This is a genomic window from Gemmobacter lutimaris, from assembly GCF_003570715.1.
Lineage (GTDB): Bacteria > Pseudomonadota > Alphaproteobacteria > Rhodobacterales > Rhodobacteraceae > Gemmobacter > Gemmobacter lutimaris.
Map to the genome: position 1 here is coordinate 1 of NZ_QXXQ01000040.1, position 3,632 is coordinate 3,632.

The 3,632-nt window shown below is 57.1% G+C and carries 4 protein-coding genes and 1 tRNA gene; 1 reads left to right on the top strand and 4 read right to left on the bottom strand.

Going from position 1 to position 3,632, the window contains the following annotated elements; translation table 11 throughout:
• The first annotated feature begins 50 nt into the window (after positions 1–50).
• Positions 51–127: transfer RNA gene (locus D2N39_RS22255), tRNA-Met, on the top strand.
• 227 nt (positions 128–354) lie between these two features.
• Here the strand turns inward: D2N39_RS22255 and tcmP are convergent.
• From tcmP to D2N39_RS22275, 4 genes are all read right to left on the bottom strand, one after another.
• Positions 355–1,290: a three-Cys-motif partner protein TcmP gene (gene tcmP / locus D2N39_RS22260; RefSeq protein ID WP_119136898.1), complete on the bottom strand. Its 936-nt coding sequence runs from the start codon at positions 1,288–1,290 to the stop codon at positions 355–357.
• Positions 1,254–2,090 carry a DUF5131 family protein gene (locus tag D2N39_RS22265; RefSeq protein WP_119136899.1) on the bottom strand — a complete coding sequence of 279 codons (837 nt, stop codon included), beginning with the start codon at positions 2,088–2,090 and terminating at the stop codon, positions 1,254–1,256. The genes tcmP and D2N39_RS22265 overlap by 37 nt, the downstream gene beginning before the upstream one ends.
• 85 nt (positions 2,091–2,175) lie before the next feature.
• Positions 2,176–2,997 (bottom strand): DNA adenine methylase, encoded by an 822-nt coding sequence (locus D2N39_RS22270; protein ID WP_119136900.1) that lies wholly within the window; start codon positions 2,995–2,997, stop codon positions 2,176–2,178.
• 73 nt (positions 2,998–3,070) lie between these two features.
• Positions 3,071–3,472: a hypothetical protein gene (locus tag D2N39_RS22275; protein WP_119136901.1), complete on the bottom strand. Its 402-nt coding sequence runs from the start codon at positions 3,470–3,472 to the stop codon at positions 3,071–3,073.
• Positions 3,473–3,632 lie beyond the last annotated feature (160 nt).

Sequence of the window (3,632 nt, forward strand, 5' to 3'; positions counted from 1 at the left end):
TCACCGCCAAACCTAGAAAAGACCCGTCAACGATACAAAAAACACCCTGTCGCGGGGTGGAGCAGCCCGGTAGCTCGTCAGGCTCATAACCTGAAGGCCGCAGGTTCAAATCCTGCCCCCGCAACCAAAATCCTTAAATAAATTAGAAAGTTAGAATCCGACGTAAACCGTCGGGTTTTGCGTTTGCAGTTTACATCAACGCCACATCAACACCCAGCTGTAGCGCGACAAAAATAGGTGGCCAAAATGTAGCGCGACAAAAATATTGCACCAAAACGACGAAAATACTGCACCAGCGGTTGAAGGCAGAGCTATGCAATAGGTGCAAGGCTCAGCGGGGGCGGATGATAGCATTCAGTGCGCGTTGCCGAACGCTTGTACCCAGTCCCCTTGGCTGTCTGATGGTGTGTTCTGAATATCACCGCAGATTTTGAGATAGGCCCGCGTCATTAGCACGGGGGCCTGCTCATGGTCACTTGCGTGGATCAGATGAAACGCGACCTTCTTGCCGCTCTCGCGAAGATGAATAGGGTAAGCTTTGACGTATCCATACCCCAACTCGTCCTGAAAGCGGTCGACGACACGCTGAACAAGTTCATCATGTCGCAAGCCAAGCAACCCTCGCCAAGTTGGTCCACCCCACCAGCGATCACATTCTGCAATGCGTTTGGGATCACGCCGCGAAGCCATAGCGCGATGTAGCCAGCCGGTCCCCAAGAAGTACATTATCTCGATCTTGCGACGGGAGCGGAATGTAGCCAGCTTCCTGACGGTCGCCCATTCACACTCCATGGTTCTTTGATCAAGGAATGCAAAGGTCGGTGTCTTCGGTCTGATCCGGCCGGTCAGAAGAATCGTATCAACTGTCCGGTTGAAGTTCCCCGGCATGACGGAAATCTTGCGAGAGCTCGGTCGAAGATGGTGGGCATCCTTCAGCCTGCGAAGTTGGATCAGGCCCGCAGGATCGAGTTCACAAAGCCAAAATCTCCGAATCCTCGGTGGCTGAATTTCCAGCACTCGTCGCGCCGTCCATGCATCTAGATGTTCTTTACTTTGCGGACCGGCGAAACCGTCAATGAACAGGCCACCATGCGTGATCCTTTGATACGATGCTATGTACTCGGCCACGAGCTTTGATTTGCTGTTGGTCTGTTCCGGGGGTCTTGGCGTAGTAGCCAGACTCCTTCCAGTGGTTAGCAGAAAGGCCGAAGGGCGCTCACGAGATGATATCTCGTCCTGCGAAAAAAGCTCACCTAGCGCGTTTTTGCTATCCCAGGAAGACCGTCCCACTCGTTTCCATCCAGTTGCCGCCCAGCGATCTTCTTCCCAACTCGGTGCATTTCAGTTCCGTCAGCAGCCCGAGCGATTCGTAGCTTCTTCGTTTTGGGTAGATTAGCAGCATTTCCGGGCGCCCAATCCCCCCATTGTTTGAAATGGAAAGGTACGTCTCGCTCCATGCACTGGATCATCAACGACCTGAACCAGGTAGGGGATGCCGGGCGAGCCTTCGGGCCGCTTTCCCCACCAGTGATGACCCAGTCGATGGCCTCGCCGAGCCAGCGATCCAGTTCGAGGGGCCCCAACAGTGGCTCAGCAGATATGAACCTAACCTTTGCGGGAATCGCGGCAAGAAATGGTAACAACTCATCCGCACGTTTCTGCAGTTCCACCGTGGTACCAAGCCAAACGTTATCAGGCCAATCAGCCCCCCATCGAACTCGTGCGGCAACGTTCTGCGGCCGCTTAGTTAAAAGCAGCCAGTCGAGATTGGGTGTCGCCTCGATCAGATCCCACAGGCGATCTCGATGCAGGTCCAACCCTTCTCGATCCTCGAATACATCGGCCATTGAGGCACAAAATACCCGCGGCCGGGTCGCGGCCCCAGATGCCAGCGCATTCCAGCGCAGCGGTTGTTTCCAATGCTCGTCACCGAAGAAGCGCCTATCAGCTTGCGGGCCCCAAACAGGCTGGCCAACCCGTTTTGCCCAGCTCTCAGCATAGCAGTGTTTGCAGGCCTCCGAGACCTTGATGCAACCCCACCACGGATTGAAGGTGTGAGTCGTCCACTCGATCTTCGAATTCTGTCCCATTACCCTGCTCCTGCCCGCTTTGGCGGCATGCTAACATTACTTGTGTCAAGAGGAAATCTCTGCAACAGCCAACGCTGCGGCCCCACTACACCGTGACCGGGAAATTCGACACCAGCAGCTCGGCTCGCGCCCCGGCCTGATCGTTGCCGGTGCGGCTGATGGTGTAGCTGGTGGTCACACCGGTCAGCTGGAAGCGGCCGAAGATCTCGCGGATCTCGGGCACGTCGTTGATCGAGAGGATGAACCGGCCCTTCAGCCCGGCCAGAACATCCGCCATCCGGCCGAAATCCGCGCGGCTGAACAGCGCCTTGCCGTAGTCGCCTTCGCAGCCCCAGTAGGGCGGGTCGAGGTAGAACAGCGTTCCCTCCCGATCATAGCGCGGGATGAATTCGGCCCAGTCCAGGCATTCGATGATCACGCCGGACAGGCGGCTGTGCAGATCTTCCAGCATCGGCTCCAGCGTGGTCAGGTTGAACCGGCCCGGCCGGTCTGTCGCCACCCCGAAATTCCGACCGGAAACCTTGCCGCCGAAGGCGGTGCGTTGAAGGTAAAGAAACCGCGCTGCGCGCTCGAGGTCGGTCAGGGTGTCGGGGTTGGTATCGACCAGCCGGTTGAACTCGGCCCGCGTGGTCAGCTGGAACCGCAGCGTGTCGAGGAACTGCGGGTAGTGCCGCTGGAGGATGCGGAACAGGTTGGCGATGTCGCGGCCCTTGTCATTGATCACTTCGCAGCGCGGCCGGGCCGTGCGGCGCAGGAAGATCCCGCCCATGCCAACAAACGCCTCGGCATAGGTGGTGCAGGCGGTGCGGTCGATGATCGCGCAGATCCGCTTGGCGAGGTTGCGCTTGCCACCCAGCCAGGGGGCGGCGGGAGAGACGGGTTCAACGGGCGTTAAAGGGCTGTTCATGGGTGTGTTCCTTACGACTACTGAAAGGAACATAACGTGAACATACTGCCGCGTCTTGCAAGAACGCTCGCATCTACTCCTTCTTGGGTGCCGGTGGAACAATGTCCTGCTCTTCGAGCTTCGAACTGATTTTCTTAGCCTGTGCCAGTATCTTGTCCCGGTCAGCGTAGATCACGATCCCGGTCGTCATGCGCACGCGATCAACATAGGCAAAGGAATTCTTCACCCCCAGTGCGTCGTTCTCGTCGAACACGTTCCACTGTCCATCGACAGTATGTGACCCCTCAGCGAAATCCGCGATTTTGGTTAGGGATAGCGGGCGCATCGGTTGGTTCCAAACATCAAACGGGATGATGACCACATTGACGGCGGTGACGGGCGCAGTGACCTTCAGTCGAAGTTGCGCGGCATACCGATAGCCGCGCTCAACATAGTTAGTCTCGATTCCGGTGTAGCCAGTGGAATCTATCGTCACCGGAATATCGACGTCATTCGCAATGACCCAGTTTGAACCGCGCCGGGTTTGCCGGAGGCTCCAACTTCTGAGTAGGATGGAGCATCATGAGCAAGACCACGAACAAGTTTTCTCCCGAAGTGCGCGAGCGTGCAGTGCGCTTGGTTCTGGACAATGAGGG